This window comes from Pseudomonas sp. BP01 (assembly GCF_022760795.1).
In the GTDB taxonomy this organism is placed as follows: Bacteria; Pseudomonadota; Gammaproteobacteria; order Pseudomonadales; family Pseudomonadaceae; genus Aquipseudomonas; species Aquipseudomonas putida_Q.
In genome coordinates this window covers 77,850-95,592 of the sequence record NZ_JAFBKA010000005.1, presented here as the reverse complement: position 1 = coordinate 95,592, position 17,743 = coordinate 77,850, and the positions used below count along the sequence as shown (strand labels likewise).

The 17,743-nt window shown below is 62.8% G+C and carries 14 protein-coding genes; 3 read left to right on the top strand and 11 right to left on the bottom strand.

Annotated features, from left to right (window positions below; translation table 11 throughout):
• Positions 1 to 111: 111 nt before the first annotated feature.
• From JOY50_RS06620 to JOY50_RS06575, 10 genes are all read right to left on the bottom strand, one after another.
• Positions 112 to 942, bottom strand: coding sequence for an alpha/beta fold hydrolase (locus JOY50_RS06620; RefSeq protein ID WP_132841808.1), 831 nt, complete (start codon positions 940 to 942; stop codon positions 112 to 114).
• 80 nt (positions 943 to 1,022) lie between these two features.
• On the bottom strand, positions 1,023 to 2,312 hold the full coding sequence (locus JOY50_RS06615) for an FAD-binding oxidoreductase (RefSeq protein ID WP_132841806.1): 1,290 nt from the start codon (positions 2,310 to 2,312) through the stop codon (positions 1,023 to 1,025).
• 280 nt (positions 2,313 to 2,592) lie between these two features.
• Positions 2,593 to 4,554, bottom strand: coding sequence for a DNA topoisomerase III (locus tag JOY50_RS06610; RefSeq protein WP_243054995.1), 1,962 nt, complete (start codon positions 4,552 to 4,554; stop codon positions 2,593 to 2,595).
• A gap of 201 nt (positions 4,555 to 4,755) precedes the next feature.
• On the bottom strand, positions 4,756 to 5,184 hold the full coding sequence (locus JOY50_RS06605; RefSeq protein WP_028613338.1) for a GNAT family N-acetyltransferase: 429 nt from the start codon (positions 5,182 to 5,184) through the stop codon (positions 4,756 to 4,758).
• Positions 5,177 to 6,343 carry a cupin domain-containing protein gene (locus tag JOY50_RS06600; protein ID WP_132841804.1) on the bottom strand — a complete coding sequence of 389 codons (1,167 nt, stop codon included), beginning with the start codon at positions 6,341 to 6,343 and terminating at the stop codon, positions 5,177 to 5,179. Before JOY50_RS06600 ends, JOY50_RS06605 begins: the two co-directional genes overlap by 8 nt.
• 81 nt (positions 6,344 to 6,424) lie before the next feature.
• On the bottom strand, positions 6,425 to 7,795 hold the full coding sequence (gene purB, locus JOY50_RS06595) for an adenylosuccinate lyase (protein ID WP_132841801.1): 1,371 nt from the start codon (positions 7,793 to 7,795) through the stop codon (positions 6,425 to 6,427).
• 235 nt (positions 7,796 to 8,030) lie between these two features.
• Positions 8,031 to 8,657 carry a high frequency lysogenization protein HflD gene (hflD, locus tag JOY50_RS06590; RefSeq protein ID WP_132841799.1) on the bottom strand — a complete coding sequence of 209 codons (627 nt, stop codon included), beginning with the start codon at positions 8,655 to 8,657 and terminating at the stop codon, positions 8,031 to 8,033.
• Positions 8,654 to 9,778 carry a tRNA 2-thiouridine(34) synthase MnmA gene (mnmA, locus tag JOY50_RS06585; protein ID WP_028613334.1) on the bottom strand — a complete coding sequence of 375 codons (1,125 nt, stop codon included), beginning with the start codon at positions 9,776 to 9,778 and terminating at the stop codon, positions 8,654 to 8,656. The genes hflD and mnmA overlap by 4 nt, the downstream gene beginning before the upstream one ends.
• A 57-nt stretch (positions 9,779 to 9,835) precedes the next feature.
• Positions 9,836 to 10,276: an NUDIX hydrolase gene (locus JOY50_RS06580; protein WP_028613333.1), complete on the bottom strand. Its 441-nt coding sequence runs from the start codon at positions 10,274 to 10,276 to the stop codon at positions 9,836 to 9,838.
• A gap of 204 nt (positions 10,277 to 10,480) precedes the next feature.
• A complete protein-coding gene (locus tag JOY50_RS06575) occupies positions 10,481 to 12,706 on the bottom strand; it encodes an NADP-dependent isocitrate dehydrogenase (protein WP_243054963.1) in 2,226 nt (741 codons plus the stop codon).
• A gap of 412 nt (positions 12,707 to 13,118) precedes the next feature.
• On the opposite strand from JOY50_RS06575, the gene icd reads away from it, so the two are divergent.
• Entirely contained in the window at positions 13,119 to 14,375 is a 1,257-nt protein-coding gene (icd, locus tag JOY50_RS06570; RefSeq protein ID WP_028613331.1) for an NADP-dependent isocitrate dehydrogenase, read from the top strand.
• A gap of 72 nt (positions 14,376 to 14,447) precedes the next feature.
• Here icd and cspD read toward each other — a convergent pair whose 3' ends face one another.
• Positions 14,448 to 14,714 carry a cold shock domain-containing protein CspD gene (gene cspD / locus JOY50_RS06565; RefSeq protein WP_310737957.1) on the bottom strand — a complete coding sequence of 89 codons (267 nt, stop codon included), beginning with the start codon at positions 14,712 to 14,714 and terminating at the stop codon, positions 14,448 to 14,450.
• 230 nt (positions 14,715 to 14,944) lie between these two features.
• On the opposite strand from cspD, the gene clpS reads away from it, so the two are divergent.
• Both clpS and clpA read left to right on the top strand, forming a co-directional pair.
• Positions 14,945 to 15,307 carry an ATP-dependent Clp protease adapter ClpS gene (gene clpS / locus JOY50_RS06560; protein ID WP_003251220.1) on the top strand — a complete coding sequence of 121 codons (363 nt, stop codon included), beginning with the start codon at positions 14,945 to 14,947 and terminating at the stop codon, positions 15,305 to 15,307.
• A gap of 30 nt (positions 15,308 to 15,337) precedes the next feature.
• Entirely contained in the window at positions 15,338 to 17,608 is a 2,271-nt protein-coding gene (gene clpA / locus JOY50_RS06555; protein ID WP_016488123.1) for an ATP-dependent Clp protease ATP-binding subunit ClpA, read from the top strand.
• The last annotated feature ends 135 nt before the right edge of the window (positions 17,609 to 17,743 follow it).

The window sequence follows — 17,743 nt, the reverse complement described above, 5'->3', positions numbered from 1 at the left end:
GCCTCTTCGCGGGTAAACCCGCTCCCACAGGTTCAGCGTAGAACCTGAGGGCAGCGCTCTATACCTGTGGGAGCGGGTTTACCCGCGAAAGGGCCGTTACAGGTGTTCACATCAGCTACGGATAAACGCCAGCAAATCCGCATTGATCACATCGGCATGGGTAGTCGGCATGCCATGCGGGTAGCCTTTGTAGGTTTTCAGCGTCCCATTGGGCAGCAGCTTGGCCGACAGCACCCCGGAGTTTTCATACGGCACGATCTGGTCATCGTCCCCATGCATCACCAGTACCGGCTGGTTTATGCCCTTGAGGTCTTCGGTGAAATCGGTCTGGGAAAACGCCACGATGCCATCGTAATGGGCCTTGGCGCTGCCGATCATGCCCTGGCGCCACCAGTTGGCGATGATACCTTCGCTGGCTTCGACGCCCGGGCGGTTGTAGCCGTAGAACGGCCCGGCTGGCACATCCCGGTAAAACTGCGCACGGCTGCTGGCGACCTGGGCCTGGAAGTCGTCGAACACAGACTTGGGCAGGCCGCCAGGGTTGTCGGGCGTTTGCACCATCAATGGCGGCACGGCGGCGATCAGCACGGCTTTGGCCACCTTGTCTTGAGGGTAGCGGGCCATGTAACGCACCACCTCGCCACCACCGGTGGAGTGGCCGACATGCACGGCACCCTGGATACCCAGGTGGGCAACCACGGCTGCCACATCATCGGCGTAGTGGTCCATGTCGTGGCCATCCCATACCTGGCTGGAGCGGCCATGACCACGGCGGTCGTGGGCTACCACGCGGTAGCCCTGGGCGAGGAAGAACAGCATCTGGGTATCCCAGTCATCTGCGCTCAGCGGCCAGCCGTGGTGGAAGTGAATGACCGGCGCGTCGCGTGGGCCCCAGTCCTTGTAGAAAATCTGCACGCCGTCCTTCGTGGTTACATGGCTCATGATCGTGTCTCCTGTCTGCAGGAACCGAAGGGAGCTATTGAGAATAGGAGAGATTCAGGCGCTGCAAGCGCCGGTCGTCTTCAGACAGTGTCGCGCAGTCTGTACCAGGCCTTGGCGGCGGCTTCCAGCGGTGCTGCGAGCAGATCCCCGCCGGGGAAGCGTCCATTGTCGATGCCTTGGTACAGCGCCAACAGGTCGTCATCGCCAAGAATGGCATCGCTGACGGCTCGCGCTGCTGCCAGGGTCGGCAGTACCCCATGCCCGGAGAAACCCTGCAGCCAATAGCGCTGGCCATCGCGGCCGACGTCCGGGGTACGCCGCAGGCTGCAATCGATATGGCCGCCCCAGGCATAGTCGATGGCCACACCGGCCAGTTGCGGGAACACCCGCTCCAGACACGGACGGGTGGCGCTGGCGACGTCCTTGGGAATACCGCCCAGGTAAGTGCAACCGCCGCCGAACAGCAGTCGGTGATCCGGGGTGAGGCGGAAGTAGTCCGGCACGAACTGATTGTCGATCACGCAACTGTTACGCGGCAGCAGAGACTGGGCGAAGTCGGCATCCAGGGGCGCGGTGGCTACCTGGTAGGAACCGACCGGCAACAGGCGCCGCGACAGGCCGCGGTCGAGGCGGTCGATGTAGGCGTTGCAGGCCAGCACCAACACCTGGCAGCGCACTTCGCCGTTGTCCGTACGGGCGATGTAGCCGTTGCCGGCTTGTTGGTAGCTGAGTACCCGGCTCTGTTCGTAGATGTGCCCACCACCCGCTTCTATGGTGCTGGCCAGGCCTTGGGCCAGCTTCAGCGGGTTGAGGTGTGCGCCTTTGGCGTCGTACAGCGCAGCCTGGTAACGCGGGCTGTCGATCCATTGTGGCAGCTCATCGCGGCCGATCAGGCGCAGGGCGTCGTAGCCCCATTTGTGTTCGGCATCGTGCAGGGCTTCTTCAAGCATTTTCATCCGCCGCGGCAGTACGGCGGTCCAGAGGCTGCCCAGCCGGTAGTCGATATCGAAACCATGGCGCTCGGGCAGCGCGCGCATTTCGTCGGCGGCCCAGCACATGCTTGCCCACAGGCGCTGGGCACGTTCCAGGCCCAGAGCCTTTTCCAATGGTGGCATGTCGCAGGACCAGCCCAGCAGTGCCTGGCCGCCATTGCGCCCGGAGGCAGCCCAGGCCACACGGCTGGCCTCCAGCAGAGTTACGCGTTTGCCTGCCAGGGTCAGGCGCAGGGCCGTGTGCAGGCCGCTGAAACCGGCGCCGATGATAAGCACATCAGTGTCGTGTGAGCCTTGCAGGGTAGGGCGTAACGGGATGTTGGAGGGGTAGGTCTGGGCGTAGTAGCTGGCAACGTGCTGGGCGGATTGTTTGAACATGCAGAAGCCTCGTGAAAATTATTGTGATTATTTTCATGAAAACTTAGCAGGTTAATTTCATGGCGCCAATGTGTCGGGCGGCTTTGTAGGGTTTCCCTGATGTTCATGAGCTGCCTGGGCTGGCCCTATCGCCGGCAAGCCAGCTCCCACAAGTACCCCAACGGCTTCAGCAGCTGTGCAAGACTTGGGCTCTCAAGTCCTGCACTGGCTTCAGTCCTTATACAAGACTTGTGGGAGCTGGCTTGCCGGCGATAGGGCCTGTAATGCCAGTGCAGAAGCTTCAGGTTGCCGCTTTTTTCCGGGGCTGCCGCGGCTTGCCTGCTGCCGACTTGCTTCCGGCCGCTTTGCTTTTCCCCCCTCCACCGCGACGCTTCTTCTTCCAGGGCGGCGCTGCCCCGGCTGCCGGCCCGCTGATGGTCATGCGCATGCCGCTGCAACGCTCGACCAGCTTGCCCATCCACGCCGACTGCCGGGCGACGAACTCTTCCAGGCTCATTTCGCCGCTTTGCACCATGTCCAGCGCCTGCTCCCAGATCGCCGTGGTGCCAGGGTCGGCGATGGCCCGGGGTACCGCATCGATCAGGCTGAAGGCCGCAGGCGTGGCCGCGAGCGCCTTGCCGTTCTTTACCAGATAGCCGCGGTCGAGCAGGCCCTGGATGATGCTGGCGCGGGTGGCTTCGGTGCCGATGCCGGTGGTTTCTTTCAGCTTCTGCTTCAGGCGCGGGTCGTCCACCAGCTTGGCCACGTTTTTCATGGCCTTGATCAGGTCGCCTTCAGTGAACGGCTTGGGCGGCTGGGTCCACAGGTCTTTAAGTTGCAGGCCTTGCACGTTGCAGTCCTGGCCTTCGCGCAGCGCTGGCAGCACCTGGGCCGGTGGTGCTTCGCGGCCTTTGGCCGGGGTCAGCGCTTCGGGCAGGGCGCGTCGCCAGCCCGGCTCGACGATCTGCTTGCCCACCGCGCGCAGGGCATGGCCGGCACAGTCGAAGTCGGCCTGGGTGCGGTCGTATTCATGATTGGGCAGGAACTGCGCCAGGTAACGGGCACGGATCAGGGTGTACACCGCCTTGTGCTTGGCCGGCAGGCGCGACGGGTCGCTGGCGGCGGCAGTAGGGATGATGCCGTGGTGGGCGCTGACCTTGGCGTCGTTCCACGCCCGCGAGCGGCGCTGCGGCTCCAGGTGGGGCTGCAGCGGTGCGAGGCTGGCATCGGCCCGTTGCAGGGCGGCGAGGATGCCCGGTGCTTCGGCGTGCTGGCTCAGCGGCAGGTAGCCGCAATCGCTGCGCGGGTAGGTGATCAGCTTGTGGGTCTCGTACAGGGCCTGAGCGATGTCGAGGGTTTCCTGGGCGCCGAGGCCGAACTTTTTCGAGCACAGCTCCTGCAGGGTGCCGAGGTCGAAGGGCAGGGGCGCGGCCTCACGCACGCGCTCGGTGGTTACCTTTACGGCGCGGGCCGTGCCGGCATTACCGATGGCGGTGGCAGCCTGTTGCGCCAACCCCTGATTCAGGCAGCGACCCTGGTCGTCGCAGGCATCTTCGGGCGCACGCCACTGGGCGTTGAAACCTTGGCCTGCGTGTTCAAGCTGTACGTCGATGGCCCAGAACGGCACTGGCACGAAGTCGGCGATGCTGCGGTCGCGGTCGACCACCAGGCGCAAGGTGGGGGTTTGCACCCGGCCCACCGGCAGCACGCCCTGGTAGCCGGATTGGCGGCCAAGCAGGGTGAACAGCCGGCTCATGTTCATGCCGATGAGCCAGTCGGCGCGGGAGCGGCCCAGTGCCGAGTGGTACAGGTTGAAGGTTTCATGGCCTGGAAGCAGACGTGCCAGGGCCTTGCGGATGGAGGTGTCGTCGAGCGCCGACAGCCAAAGGCGCTGCACCGGGCCGCGGTAGCGGCAATGCTCGACCAGCTCGCGGGCAATCATTTCGCCTTCGCGGTCGGCATCGGTGGCAATCACCAGCTCCCGCGCTTCGCCCAGCAGGCGCTTCACCGCCTTGAACTGGCTGGCGGTCTTGGGCTTTACCAGCATCTTCCACTTGTCGGGGATGATCGGCAGGTCGGCCAGGTTCCAGCGCTTGTAGCGTTCGTCGTAGCTGTCGGGCGGGGCGGTTTCCAACAGATGGCCGATGCACCAGGTTACGCAGACGTCGGTGCCTTGCCAGCAGCCGTCGCCCTTGCGGGTGGCGCCGAGCACTTTGGCGATGTCTTTTGCCTGTGAGGGTTTTTCGCAGAGGAACAGGCGCATGGCCGGGAACGCTTCATCGGGGGTGATGGGCACTAGGATGCGCAAGCGGGGGCGCGGAGGCAAGTTTTATCTGGATGGATGTACAGGTTTTTGTCAGGGGAAGTGTGTTGAGCCGGTACCGGCCCTTTCGCGGGTAAACCCGCTCCCACAGGGGCCGCACATTTTTCAGAATGTGTGGGGCGCCTGTGGGGAGGTGATGGATCAGACGCGCGAGTCGCGCACCATGTCCACGTGCGGGATGCCGGCTTCGAGGAATTCCTCGCTGACTACGCGAAAGCCCAGTCGCTCGTAGAACGGCGTGGCGTGCACCTGGGCGCTAAGCGTCTGCTGCTTCAGGTCGCGGTTCTGTGCTTCGACGATCACCGCATTGACCAGCGCATCGCCAACCTTCAGCCCGCGCCAGTCCTTGAGCACCGAGATGCGGCCGATGGTGCCGTCGGCCAGCAGGCGCGCGGTACCGATCGGATAGTCGCCTTCCAGGGCCAGGAAGTGCAGGGCGTCCTGATCTTCCGAATCGAACTCCAGCTCTGGTGGAATATGTTGCTCGGCGACGAATACCGCTTCACGGATACGGCGGATGTCGGCGTTGTCTTTGTGCCAGTCGGCGAGGCGAACGCTGATTTTATTCATTGGCGAATCCCAGGCTTCCTTGTTTGACCAGCTGCTGTACAAGCATAAGGCCATCTTCATCCTGCAGCCACTCGGCCAGGTTGTCGATGTGCAAGGCATCGGCCGCGCACACCAGCTTCAGCAGTTCGCGCAGTTTGCCTGGCAGTGGGCAGCTGCGGCCGCTGGCGAACAGCAGCAGGTCGTCTTCGAACTCCGACCAGGCCATGCGCGCGCTCGGGTTGCGGATCAGGATGGCGCCTTGCTCAAGGGCGTCGACCAGCTCTTGCTCGCTCAGCTCTTCGCCAACGATCTGCTCAGGGTAACGTGGCTCGGTCATGAACTGGCCGAACCAGGTCAGCAGCAGGTCCTTGTCGCCCATGTGCTTCTCGAGCAGGGCCTTGAGGCGGTCGAGGGCGTCGTGCTGGATCTGGTGCGGGTCGCTGACCGGCTGGGCGTCGGCGTCACTGTAGCGCTCTTCGTCGGGCAGGAACTGGCCCAGGAAGTCGGTGAAGTGGGTCAGCACTTCGGCGGCGCTTGGCGCGCGGAAGCCCACCGAGTAGGTGAGGCAGTCGTCCACGGCTACACCGTAGTGGGCCATACGTGGCGGCAGGTAGAGCATGTCACCTGGCTCCAGGGTCCATTCGGCGCTCTGCTCGAATTCGGCAAGGATGCGCAGGTCGGCGTGCTCCAGCAGCGGGCTGTCGCTGCTGCACATCTGGCCGATCTTCCAGTTACGCTGGCCGTGGCCCTGCAGCAGGAACACGTCGTAATTGTCGAAGTGCGGCCCAACGCTGCCACCGGGGGCGGCGAAGCTGATCATCACATCATCGATACGCCAGCTGGGCAGGAAGCGGAAGTTTTCCAGCAGCTCGGCCACTTCCGGGACGAACTGGTCCACGGCTTGTACCAGCAGGGTCCAGTCCTCTTCCGGCAGCTCGGCGAAGGTGTCTTCGTTGAACGGCCCGCGGCGCAGCTCCCACGGGTGGGCGCCGTGCTCCAGCACGATACGTGATTCGACTTCCTCTTCCAGGGCAAGGCCAGCCAGTTCGTCGGGGTCGATCGGGCTGATGAAGTCCGGGAAGGCCTGGCGCACCAGCAGGGGCTTCTTCTGCCAGTAGTCGCGCATGAATTCGCGGGCCGAGATGCCGCCGAGCAGCTGCAGTGGAGTATCAGGATTCATGTTCAACCTATTGAAAAAACGTAATTTTCGTACGGGAATAAAAACGCCCGGCCAGGCCGGGCGTTGTACGCGACGGTCAGCTTAGATGCGTTTGGCCTGGGCTGCCGCGTTACCGATGTAGGTAGCGGGGGTCAGCTGCTTGAGCTCGGCCTTGGCTTCGGCTGGCATGTCGAGGCCGTCGATGAAGGTGAGCAGCGCGTCCGGGGTGATGCCCTTGCCACGGGTCAGCTCTTTGAGCTTCTCGTAGGGGTTTTCGATGTTGAAGCGGCGCATCACGGTCTGGATCGGCTCGGCCAGCACTTCCCAGCAGGCGTCCAGGTCGGCGGCGATGCGGGCTTCGTTGACTTCCAGCTTGCCGATGCCTTTCAGGCTGGCTTCGTAGGCAATGACGCTGTGGGCGAAGCCCACGCCCAGGTTGCGCAGCACGGTGGAGTCGGTCAGGTCGCGCTGCCAGCGCGAGATCGGCAGCTTGCTGGCCAGGTGCTGGAACAGCGCATTGGCGATACCCAGGTTGCCTTCGGAGTTTTCGAAGTCGATCGGGTTGACCTTGTGCGGCATGGTCGACGAGCCGATTTCGCCGGCAACGGTCTTCTGCTTGAAGTAGCCCAGCGAAATGTAGCCCCACACATCACGGTCGAAGTCGATCAGGATGGTGTTGAAGCGGGCGATGGCGTCGAACAGCTCGGCGATGTAGTCGTGCGGCTCGATCTGGGTGGTGTACGGGTTGAACTGCAGGCCCAGCTCGTCTTCGATGAAGGCGCGGGCGTTCTCTTCCCAGTCGATCTGCGAGTAGGCCGACAGGTGGGCGTTGTAGTTGCCCACGGCGCCGTTGATCTTGCCCAGCAGCGGTACGGCAGCGACCTGGGCGATCTGGCGCTCCAGGCGGTACACAACGTTGGCCAGCTCTTTACCCAGGGTAGTCGGCGAAGCCGGCTGGCCGTGGGTGCGCGACAGCATCGGCACGTCGGCGTGGGCGTGGGCCAGGGCGCGGATGGCGTCGGCGATCTGGCGCATCAGCGGCAGCAGCACGTCGTCACGGCCGGCGCGCAGCATCAGGGCGTGGGACAGGTTGTTGATGTCCTCGCTGGTGCAGGCGAAGTGGATGAACTCGCTGACCTTGGCCAGCTCAGGCAGTGTGGCAGCCTGCTCCTTGAGGAGGTATTCGATCGCCTTGACGTCGTGGTTGGTGGTGCGCTCGATTTCCTTGACGCGCTCGGCGTGCTCAAGTTTGAAATCGGTGGCCAGGTTGTCCAGCAGGGCGTTGGCTTCGGCGGAGAACGCCGGCACTTCGCCGATCTGCGGGTGGGCGGCCAGGCGCTGCAGCCAACGCACTTCGACCAGGGCGCGGAAACGGATCAGGCCGAATTCGCTGAAAATGGGGCGCAAGGCCTGGGTTTTGCCGGCATAACGGCCGTCTACAGGGGAAACCGCAGTGAGCGAAGAAAGCTGCATGGGGTGTTCTCGGACAGTCAGGCTTTTGGAGGGCGCATATCATACATGAAAAACGCGCCGAGGTCGGGTGGCTGACCAAAGGTCGGCCCATCTATCTGGTGCGGCATTGTGCATTACCTGTTCTGGCCCTATCGCCGGCAAGCCAGCTCCCACAGGTACTGCGCTGGCCTTGAGCACAGTGCAAATCTTGTGGGAGCTGGCTTGCCGGCGATGAGGCCGGAACTGTCAGCCCCTGTCAGGATGGGCTGCGCATCATGTCGTACAGTTCGTTCAGCAGCTTGCGCCGGCTGAACACCAGCTGCCAGCGGTGCCCGCCCAGCTGGCGCCACAGGCGTGCGGCGCGGATGCCGGCCAGCAGCAGGGCGCGGATTTTCGAGGCGTTGCTGGGCTGCTGCAGGAAGCGCATGTCGCCATGCACCTGAATACGCTGGCGCAGGGTACTCAGGGTGTCCTGGTACAAGGCGCCACTGGAAGCAATGACGTTTTCATGAGCCAGGCCAAAATGGTCGGCCTGGGACTGGATTTGCGGCAGGCGGTTGCCGATGGTGTCGAGCAGGTCGCCACGCTTGTTCAGCTGACGCTCCAGCCCCAGCATTGACAGGGCGTAGCGCAGTGGCTCGCGCTGCAGGCTATTGGGGTCGCGCTCCAGGGCGCCGATCAGCGCGCGGTAGCCGTCGCGCAGGTTCAGGTCGTCACCGCCGAACACCTCCAGGGTGTCCTTGGGGTCACGTACCAGCAGGCTGCCCAGCATGCAACCGATGTTGGCCTCACTGGCCTGGCCGGTGCGGGCGATACGGTCCACCAACACAGCGGCCTGAAACACACCGCCCAACGCAATCAGCTGCTCCTGCAGGTTGCTCATGCGCGCGGGCTCCACGGCTCGGCGGCTTCGATCACGCCGCCGCCCAGGCACACTTCACCGTCGTAGAACACCACCGACTGGCCTGGGGTAACGGCGCGCTGCGGCTCGTCGAACACCGCGCGGTAGCCGCTGGCAGTCAGCTCCAGGGTGCACTGCTGGTCGCTCTGGCGGTAGCGTACCTTGGCGGTGAGCTGACGCGGGCTGCTGAGGTCGATGGGGTTGACCCAGAAGATTTCCGAGGCGAGCAGGGCGCGGGAGAACAGCCAAGGGTGTTCGTTACCCTGGCCGACCACCAGCACATTGCGGGTCAGGTCCTTGTGCAGCACGTACCACGGCTCGTCACCGGCATCCTTCAGGCCACCGATGCCCAGGCCCTGGCGCTGGCCGATAGTGTGGTACATCAGGCCATGGTGGCGGCCGATCACTTCACCTTCGGTGGTTTCGATGTTGCCCGGTTGGGCAGGCAGGTACTGTTTGAGGAAGTCGCTGAAGCGGCGTTCGCCAATGAAGCAGATGCCGGTGGAGTCCTTTTTCTTGGCGGTGGCCAGGCCGTGCTTTTCGGCAATGGCGCGCACTGCCGGTTTTTCCAGCTCGCCGACCGGGAACAGGGTACGGGCGATTTCCTTGCCGCCGACGGCGTGCAGGAAGTAGCTCTGGTCCTTGTTCGGGTCCAGGCCCTTGAGCAGTTCGGTGAGCGCACCCGTGTCGCGGCGGCGCACGTAGTGGCCGGTGGCGATCAGGTCGGCACCCAGCGACAGGGCGTAGTCGAGGAACGCCTTGAACTTGATTTCGCGGTTGCAGAGGATGTCCGGGTTGGGCGTGCGGCCGGCTTTGTATTCTTCAAGGAAGTGCTCGAACACGTTGTCCCAGTATTCGGCAGCGAAGTTGGCGGTGTGCAGCTTGATGCCGATGCGGTCGCACACGGCCTGGGCGTCGGCCAGGTCTTCACGGGCGGTGCAGTATTCGGTGCCGTCGTCTTCTTCCCAGTTCTTCATGAACAGCCCTTCCACCTGGTAGCCCTGCTCGATGAGCAGAAGGGCGGAGACGGAAGAGTCCACGCCGCCGGACATGCCGACGATGACGCGGGTCTTGGCGGGGTCTTTGAGTGCTGGGCTGGTCATGGGTACCGGTGTGTATCAAGGGAAAAACGTCGATTCTATCAAACCCGTGGCGACGCGTCAGTCGCGTAGCAGGGTAAGGCTGTGCAAGGGGCCTTTGAGGTAGTCGTCGAGGCAACGTGGCACCAGCTCGCTGCGCCAGCGGGTGGGGTCGGCCAGCAGCTCGTCGCGGGTCAGCCACACGGCGCGGACGATGTCGCTGTCCAGCGCCAGGTCAGCGTGGTGGCGTACCGGGCGGGCGGCAAAGCAGATGCGCTGGTAGGTCACGCCGTTGCTGGGGGCGGTGTACAGGTAGATGCCGACCACGCCGGTGAGCTCGACTTCCCAGGCGGTTTCTTCCAGGGTTTCGCGCAGGGCGGCCTGGGGCAGGGTCTCAAATGGCTCGAGGTGGCCGGCGGGTTGGTTGAAGACGTGCTGGTTGGCTTTGAACTCTTCGACGAAGAGGAACTTGCCTTCGTGCTCGACGATCGTGGCGACGGTGATGTGGGGTTGCCAGGTCATTTGCGGTGTCCTTTCAGATGGTCGGGACCGCTTTGCGGTCCATCGCCGGCAAGCCAGCTCCCACAGGTACTGTGCAGATCTTGAGCCTTGTGCAGTATCTGTGGGAGCTGGCTTGCCGGCGATGGGCTGCAAAGCAGCCCCAATGTCCAGAAAGCAAAAACCCCGGTGCGTGGCCGGGGTTTGTGCTGTTACTTCAAGCGAACCTTACAGGGCAGCAATGGCGCTGTTCAGGGTCTGGCTTGGGCGCATCACCTTGGCGGTCAGCTCGGCATCCGGGGCGTAGTAGCCACCGATGTCGGCCGGCTTGCCCTGAACGGCGTTGAGCTCGGCGACGATGGTCTCCTCGTTCTCGGTCAGGGTTTTTGCCAGTGGGGCGAAGCGCGCCTGCAGGGCAGCGTCGTCAGCCTGGGCAGCCAGGGCCTGGGCCCAGTACAGGGTCAGGTAGAAGTGGCTGCCGCGGTTGTCGATACCGCCAACTTTGCGCGAAGGCGACTTGTTGGTGTCGAGGAACTTGCCAGTGGCCTGGTCCAGGGTGTTGGCCAGCACTTTGGCGCGCGGGTTGTCGTAGGTGTTGCCCAGGTGCTCCAGGGAAGCGGCCAGGGCCAGGAATTCACCCAGCGAGTCCCAACGCAGGAAGTTCTCTTCAACCAGCTGCTGCACGTGCTTGGGCGCCGAACCGCCGGCGCCGGTCTCGAACAGGCCACCGCCGTTCATCAGCGGCACGATCGACAGCATCTTGGCGCTGGTGCCCAGCTCCATGATCGGGAACAGGTCGGTCAGGTAGTCGCGCAGCACGTTGCCGGTCACCGAGATGGTGTCCTTGCCTTCGCGGATGCGGGCCAGGGAGAACTTGATGGCGTCGACCGGGGGCAGAACACGGATGTCCAGGCCAGTGGTGTCGTGATCCTTCAGGTATTGCTGCACCTTCTCGATCATCACGCCGTCGTGGGCGCGGGCCGGGTCCAGCCAGAACACCGCAGGGGTGTTGCTCAGGCGGGCACGGTTGACGGCCAGCTTGACCCAGTCCTGGATCGGCGCGTCTTTGGTCTGGCACATGCGGAAGATGTCACCGGCTTCGACGTTCTGCTCCAGCACGACGTTGCCCTTGCCATCGACCACGCGCACGACGCCGTCGGCCTTGATCTGGAAGGTCTTGTCGTGGGAGCCGTACTCTTCGGCTTTCTGCGCCATCAGGCCAACGTTCGGCACGCTGCCCATGGTGGTCGGGTCGAAGGCGCCGTGCTGCTTGCAGTCTTCGATGGTGGCCTGGTAGATACCGGCGTAGCAACGGTCCGGGATCACGGCCTTGGCGTCTTGCAGTTCACCGGCGGTGTTCCACATCTTGCCCGAGTCACGGATCATGGCCGGCATCGAGGCGTCGACGATGACGTCGCTCGGCACGTGCAGGTTGGTGATGCCTTTGTCCGAGTTGACCATGGCCAGGGCCGGACGCTGGGCGTACAGGGCCTGGATGTCAGCTTCGATCTCGGCCTGCTTGTCGGCTGGCAGGTCCTTGATACGGGCGTACAGGTCGCCGATACCGTTGTTGGCGTTGAAGCCTACTTCGGCCAGGGCTGCGGCGTGCTTGGCCAGCACGTCGTTGTAGAACTCTTCGACGATGACGCCGAACATGATCGGGTCGGAAACCTTCATCATGGTGGCTTTCAGGTGCACCGACAGCAGCACGCCGGCGGCCTTGGCATCGGCGATCTGCTCGGCGATGAAGGCTTTCAGGGCCTTGCGGCTCATGGTGGCGCAGTCAATGATTTCGGCGGCCTTGACGGCGGTTTTTTCTTTCAGGACGGTGGTGGTGCCGTCTTTGCCGACCAGCTCGATGCGCAGGCTGTCGTCAGCTTCGATCAGTGCGGCTTTTTCGCTGCCGTAGAAGTCGCCCTGGGTCATGTGGGCAACGTGCGACTTGGAGTCGGCGGCCCAGGCGCCCATCTTGTGCGGGTGCTTGCGGGCGTAGTTCTTCACCGACAGCGGCGCGCGGCGGTCAGAGTTGCCTTCGCGCAGCACCGGGTTCACGGCGGAGCCCTTGATGCGGTCGTAGCGGGCACGGGACTCTTTCTCGTCCGCGGTGGCCGGCTCGTCGGCGTAATCAGGGATGTTGAAGCCCTTGCCTTGCAGTTCCTTGATCGCGGCCTTGAGCTGCGGTACCGAGGCGCTGATGTTCGGCAGCTTGATGATGTTGGCTTCAGGGGTGGTGGCCAGCTGGCCCAGTTCCGCCAGGTGATCGCCTACTTGCTTCTCTGCGCCCAGTTGCTCCGGGAAGGCGGCAAGGATACGGCCGGCCAGGGAGATGTCGCGAGTTTCGACGGCGATGTCAGCCGAAGCGGTGAAGGCTTCGACGATCGGCAGCAGCGAGTAGGTGGCGAGGGCGGGGGCTTCGTCGGTGAAGGTATAGATGATCTTGGAACGGGTGGGCATGCGGGTTAACTCTCTGTGTGCTGAGCGTGCTCGAGTCTCGTGGTGCGCAGGGTAGGCGCATCGCCCTGGCGGCGCCATGAGCGGAAAGTCGAGAGGCTGCGAGCGGTGATGGTGGATGCATCAGTCGAGCGTCAATGCTGAGCTGCGGTAACAACCCAGGCTTTTCGGCCATTCATGGCCAAGGGCGGTCCGCATTTTCCTGGGATTCGCCCCGATGACCCTACGGTCGCGGCGGAGTATACCAAACCATTCGGGCTAATCAGCAAGGCCAAGTGATATCGGCCCATTTATAAGACCAAAGACGTAGCGGCAATGTGGCGGTTTGTCGCATGCCTTGCAGGTCGGCAGATGTGGTTTAGGCTCAGTGGATCGCACGATGTCCAATCACACCCGACAGCGGAGTAGTGCAAGCATGGGATACCAGAAAATCAAGGTTCCGACCGACGGCACCAAGATCACCGTCAATGCAGACCATTCGCTCAACGTTCCTGACAACCCCATCATTCCTTATATCGAAGGCGACGGGATTGGCGTCGATGTCTCGCCGGTCATGATCAAAGTGGTGGATGCCGCCGTGCAGAAGGCCTACGGCGGCAAGCGCAAGATCGCCTGGATGGAGGTGTACGCCGGCGAAAAAGCCACCCAGGTGTACGACCAGGACACCTGGTTGCCGCAGGAAACCCTCGACGCCGTGCGTGATTACGTGGTGTCGATCAAGGGCCCGCTGACCACCCCGGTAGGGGGTGGCATTCGTTCGCTCAACGTGGCGCTGCGCCAGCAACTGGACCTGTACGTGTGCCTGCGCCCGGTGCTGTGGTTCCAGGGCGTGCCGAGCCCGGTGAAGAAGCCCGGTGACGTCGACATGGTGATCTTCCGCGAGAACTCCGAGGACATTTATGCCGGTATCGAGTGGAAGGCCGGTTCGCCTGAGGCGAACAAGGTGATCAAGTTCCTGAAGGAGGAAATGGGCGTCACCAAGATCCGCTTCGACCAGGACTGCGGCATCGGCGTCAAGCCGGTATCGCGCGAGGGCACCAAGCGCCTGGTACGCAAGGCCCTGCAATACGTGGTGGACAACGACCGCGAGTCGCTGACCCTGGTGCACAAAGGCAACATCATGAAGTTCACCGAGGGTGCCTTCAAGGACTGGGGTTACGAAGTGGCCCGGGACGAGTTTGGTGCCGAACTGCTCGATGGCGGCCCGTGGATGAAGTTCAAAAACCCGAAAAGTGGCCGTGAAGTCATCGTCAAGGACGCCATCGCCGACGCCATGCTGCAGCAGATCTTGCTGCGCCCGGCCGAGTACGACGTGATCGCCACCCTCAACCTCAACGGCGACTACTTGTCCGACGCCCTGGCGGCGGAGGTGGGCGGTATCGGCATTGCGCCGGGCGCCAACCTGTCCGACACCGTGGCCATGTTCGAGGCCACCCACGGCACCGCACCCAAGTATGCCGGGCAGGACAAGGTAAACCCGGGCTCGGTGATCCTCTCGGCAGAGATGATGTTGCGGCACATGGGCTGGGCCGAGGCCGCCGACCTGATCATCAAGGGCACCAACGGTGCGATCGGGGCCAAGACCGTCACCTACGACTTCGAGCGCCTGATGGACGGCGCCACGCTGGTGAGCAGTTCAGGTTTTGGCGATGAAATGATCAAGCACATGTAAGGCAGTGCAAAACCGGCCGCTTCCCGTAAAGAAGCGGCCGGTTGTTTCGTAATACCGGCACAGCGCAGGTAGTCAGGCCTTGGCAGTTTCGCCCTGCGGCTCGCCCAGGGTTCTGTCGGCCTCTGCTGCGGCCACCGCAGCGTCCTTGATTTCGACGGCGTGCAAACCTTTGGGGCCCTGTACGATGTCGAATACTACGGACTGGCCTGCCTTGAGGGTCTTGTATCCGTCCATCCGGATGGCCGAATAATGGGCGAACAGGTCATCGGATTTACCTTCCTCATTGATGAATCCATAGCCCTTGGCATTGTTGAACCACTTGACTTTACCGCTTGCCATCCCTATGTCCCTCTGCAAAGGACTCCATCACTGGAGTATCATCCACTTCATCCGCATACGAACCTTGCGAAAAATCTGGTTGACTGCGCGGATCTTTATCGACCACGGTGGGTTCTTATTGGTTGTAACACCGTTTTGCCGATAGTCAAGGTCGCCCGGCGCCTGCGCCGGCTGCGGCCTGTGCCGTCAACCCACAACCTTAACCTGACGCTCATGATGAAATTCTTTCCATGCATGCACCTAGTGAGATTCGACTAACATTCAATCAGGATCGCCCGCAATCGAATGAGGACGACGGCTCGGGTCTTGCAGTCCAGGAAGCCAAGCCGATCCTGCAGGCGCCACCGATGTACAAGGTGGTTTTGTTCAACGATGACTACACGCCAATGGATTTCGTCGTCGAAGTGCTCGAGACGTTCTTCAGTCTGAACCGCGAGCTGGCGACCAAGATCATGCTGACCGTCCATACAGAAGGGCGGGCAGTGTGCGGATTGTTTACCCGTGACATCGCCGAAACAAAGGCTATGCAGGTCAACCAATACGCCAGGGAAAGCCAGCATCCGCTACTCTGTGAAATCGAGAAGGACGGTTAATCGCCGACCACTTGGGTATGAGGTGAAGCTATGTTAAACCGCGAGCTCGAAGTCACCCTCAATCTGGCCTTCAAGGAGGCCCGTTCGAAACGTCATGAATTCATGACCGTCGAACATCTGCTGCTGGCACTCCTTGACAATGAGGCTGCCGCGACCGTTCTGCGCGCCTGTGGCGCCAATCTCGACAAGCTCAAGCATGACCTGCAAGAGTTCATCGATTCCACCACCCCGTTGATTCCTGTCAACGATGAAGACCGTGAAACCCAGCCTACCCTGGGCTTCCAGCGGGTGCTGCAGCGTGCCGTGTTCCACGTGCAAAGCTCTGGCAAGCGTGAAGTGACCGGCGCCAACGTGCTGGTGGCGATTTTCAGCGAACAGGAAAGCCAGGCCGTGTTCCTGCTCAAGCAGCAGAGCGTGGCCCGCATCGACGTGGTCAACTACATCGCCCATGGCATCTCCAAGGTGCCTGGCCATGGTTCGCACGCCGACAGCGACCAGGAAATGCAGGACGAAGAGGGCGGCGAAACGTCCTCGTCGAGCAACCCGCTGGACGCTTATGCCAGCAACCTGAACGAGCTGGCCCGTGCCGGCCGCATCGACCCGCTGGTAGGCCGCGAGCAGGAAGTTGAGCGCGTGGCGCAAATCCTTGCCCGCCGGCGCAAGAACAACCCGCTGCTGGTGGGTGAGGCGGGCGTGGGCAAGACGGCCATCGCCGAAGGCCTGGCCAAGCGCATTGTCGATGGCCAGGTGCCCGACCTGCTGGCGCAGAGCGTGGTGTATTCCCTCGACCTTGGCGCACTGCTGGCCGGTACCAAGTACCGCGGCGACTTCGAGAAGCGCTTCAAGGCGCTGCTCGGTGAGCTGCGCAAGCGCCCGCAGGCGATCCTGTTCATCGACGAAATCCATACCATCATCGGTGCCGGTGCGGCCTCGGGCGGGGTGATGGATGCCTCCAACCTGCTCAAGCCGTTGCTGTCTTCGGGTGAAATCCGTTGCATTGGCTCGACCACCTTCCAGGAGTTTCGTGGCATCTTCGAGAAGGATCGTGCCCTGGCGCGGCGCTTCCAGAAGGTGGATGTCAGCGAGCCGTCGGTCGAAGACACCGTGGGTATCCTGCGCGGTCTGAAAGGCCGCTTCGAGAGCCACCACAACATCGAGTACAGCGACGAAGCCCTGCGCGCCGCCGCCGAACTGGCCTCGCGCTACATCAATGACCGGCACATGCCGGACAAGGCCATCGACGTGATCGACGAAGCCGGTGCCTACCAGCGCCTGCAGCCGGAGGCCAACCGCGTCAAGCGCATCGACGTGCCGCAGGTCGAGGACATCGTTGCCAAGATTGCGCGCATTCCGCCGAAGCATGTCAGCAGTTCCGACAAGGAGCTGCTGCGTAACCTCGAGCGTGACCTGAAACTGACCGTATTCGGCCAGGACCAGGCGATCGATTCGCTGTCTACCGCCATCAAGCTGTCCCGCGCCGGCCTCAAGGCGCCAGACAAGCCGGTCGGTTCGTTCCTGTTCGCCGGCCCTACTGGCGTCGGCAAGACCGAAGCGGCGCGGCAGCTGGCCAAGGCGCTGGGTGTGGAGCTGGTGCGTTTCGACATGTCCGAGTACATGGAGCGCCACACCGTGTCGCGCCTGATTGGTGCGCCTCCTGGTTACGTTGGCTTTGACCAGGGTGGTTTGCTGACCGAGGCGATCACCAAGCAACCGCATTGCGTATTGCTGCTCGATGAAATCGAGAAGGCCCACCCGGAAGTCTTCAACCTGCTGCTGCAGGTGATGGACCACGGTACCCTCACCGACAACAACGGGCGCAAGGCCGACTTCCGTAACGTGATCCTGATCATGACCACCAACGCTGGCGCGGAAACCGCGGCACGGGCCTCGATCGGCTTCACCCATCAGGACCATGCGTCCGATGCCATGGAAGTCATCCGCAAGAGCTTCACGCCAGAGTTCCGCAACCGCCTGGACACCATCATCCAGTTTGGCCGCCTGAGCCACGAAACGATCAAAAGCATCGTCGACAAGTTCCTTATCGAACTGCAGGCCCAGCTGGAAGACAAGCGTGTGCTGCTGGAAGTCAGCGATGATGCCCGCGGCTGGCTGGCGGCGTCGGGCTACGACGTGCAGATGGGTGCGCGGCCGATGGCGCGGCTGATCCAGGACAAGATCAAGCGGCCATTGGCCGAGGAGATCCTGTTTGGCGAGCTGGCCGAGCATGGCGGTGTAGTGCACATCGACCTGCGCGATGGCGAACTGGTGTTCGACTTCGAGACCACGGCTGAGGTTGCGTGATATTGGGGCCGCTTTGCGGCCCATCGCGACGCAAGGCCGCTCCTACAAGGGTTATGCGATTCCCTGTAGGAGCGGCCTTGCGTCGCGATGGGCTGCAAAGCAGCCCCCTGCAATTTCATAGGCACAAAAAAGCCC